Origin of the sequence: Pseudomonas sp. NPDC087817 (assembly GCF_044742875.1) — a bacterium.
Taxonomy (GTDB): domain Bacteria; phylum Pseudomonadota; class Gammaproteobacteria; order Pseudomonadales; family Pseudomonadaceae; genus Aquipseudomonas.
On sequence record NZ_JBIUVJ010000041.1, the window covers coordinates 469 to 2,566 of the forward strand.

Consider the following 2,098-nt stretch of genomic DNA (forward strand, 5'->3'; position numbering starts at 1 on the left):
CGACAGCGACAACGATGGCGTTTGCGACAACGTTGACAAGTGCCCAGACACCCCAGCCAACGTAACTGTTGACGCTGATGGCTGCCCGGCAGTTGCTGAAGTTGTTCGTGTTGAGCTGGACGTGAAGTTCGACTTCGACAAGTCGGTAGTCAAGCCTAACAGCTACGGCGACATCAAAAACCTGGCTGACGTCATGAAGCAGTACCCATCCCCCACCACTACTGTTGAAGGTCACACTGACTCCGTCGGTCCTGACGCTTACAACCAGAAACTGTCTGAGCGTCGTGCAAACGCCGTTAAGCAAGTTCTGACCAACCAGTACGGTGGTGAATCGTCCCGCGTTCAGTCTGTTGGCTACGGCGAATCCCGCCCAGTTGCTGACAACAAAACTGAAGCTGGCCGCGCTGTAAACCGTCGCGTAGAAGCGCAGGTTGAAGCTCAAGCTAAGTAATTAGCTGCCGCTACGAGAAAAGCCCGGCTCAGGCCGGGCTTTTCTTTGCCTGCGATTTGGCAAGGCGTATTTGGCGCAGAGTGATACTCGCGCCTCGCGCCGCAGGTCGATGCCCGGCTATAATCGCCGCCTCTTTTCGCCGCCCGAGTCATTGCCGCCCATGTACACCCTGGCCCGTCAGCTGTTGTTCAAACTTTCCCCGGAAACCTCCCACGATCTGTCGCTGGATCTGATCGGCGCGGGTGGGCGTTTGGGCTTAAACGGCTTGCTGTGCAAGGCCCCGGCAAAAATGCCGGTGACCGTGATGGGGCTGGAATTTCCCAACCCGGTGGGGCTGGCGGCCGGTCTGGACAAGAACGGCGCCGCCATCGATGGCTTCGCGCAGCTGGGTTTCGGTTTTGTCGAAATCGGCACCGTGACCCCGCGTCCGCAGCCAGGCAACCCGAAACCACGGATCTTCCGCCTGCCGGAAGCCGAGGCGATCATCAACCGCATGGGCTTCAACAACCTCGGTGTGGATAACCTGCTGGCACGGGTGGCTGCGGCGAAATACCAAGGCGTGCTGGGTATCAACATCGGCAAGAACTTCGATACCCCGGTCGAGCGCGCAGTGGACGATTACCTGATCTGCCTGGACAAGGTCTACGCCCACGCCAGTTACATCACGGTCAACGTCAGCTCGCCGAACACCCCGGGGCTGCGCAGTCTGCAGTTCGGTGATTCGCTAAAACAATTGCTGGCAGACCTGGCCACCCGTCGCGCCGAACTGGCGCTGCGTCACGGCAAGCATGTGCCGCTGGCGATCAAGATTGCCCCGGACATGACTGACGAAGAAACCGCGCAAGTCGCCCAGGCCCTGATCGAAACCGGGATGGACGCGGTGATCGCTACCAACACCACCTTGAGCCGTGTCGGTGTTGAAGGAATGGAACATGGCGACGAGGCGGGCGGTTTGTCTGGCGCGCCAGTGCGTGAGAAGAGCACGAATACCGTGAAGGTGCTGGCGGGTGAACTGGGTGGTCGTCTGCCGATCATCGCGGCGGGCGGCATCACCGAAGGCAAGCACGCGGCCGAGAAAATTCTTGCCGGTGCCAGCCTGGTGCAAATCTACTCTGGCTTCATCTATAAAGGCCCGGCGCTGATTCGTGAGTCGGTAGATGCTATCGCCGCACTGCGTTGAGGTTTGCCGAGGGCTTTTGTGGCGAGGGGATTTATCCCCGATGGCTGCGAAGCAGCCCAAAACCATTCACCTCGATGTGCCAGTAAAATCAGGGGCTCAGGATTGCGACTGCTGCGCAGCCGGTCGGGGATAAATCCCCTCACCACAGGATCACCTTGCGGATAAGCAGGCATAAAAAAGGACTCCTCGAAGGAGCCCCTGGGCCGTAGCCCGCCGTCCGGGAAGGACGTGCGTGGTTAATGCGTTACAAATTCAGATTGTCGTGTCGGAATAAATGCCCTGTGTCAGCCGACGGCGTGAAGTTCGTTGAGTCTGTGGATTCCCGCAGTGCCGGTCATACCGTCCCAGTTGTCGCCGCGTCCTTCTCGCCAGCCGTTGATCCAGGCTTGGCGTACCGACGGTAGAGTAAATGGGCAAAGCTCACGGGATTTGACCAACGCCATATTGATATCCGCGCAAAAATGCTC

At 58.9% G+C, this 2,098-nt stretch carries 2 protein-coding genes and 1 pseudogene; 2 read left to right on the forward strand and 1 reads right to left on the reverse strand.

The window, feature by feature from the left end:
• The coding region (locus ACIONG_RS21410; protein WP_401302557.1) for an OmpA family protein at positions 1–451 on the forward strand (451 nt) is incomplete at its 5' end.
• 160 nt (positions 452–611) lie between these two features.
• On the forward strand, positions 612–1,631 hold the full coding sequence (locus ACIONG_RS21415; RefSeq protein ID WP_103303881.1) for a quinone-dependent dihydroorotate dehydrogenase: 1,020 nt from the start codon (positions 612–614) through the stop codon (positions 1,629–1,631).
• 284 nt (positions 1,632–1,915) lie between these two features.
• Here ACIONG_RS21415 and rmf read toward each other — a convergent pair.
• Positions 1,916–2,098: pseudogene (rmf, locus tag ACIONG_RS21420) on the reverse strand (ribosome modulation factor); the annotation flags it as partial.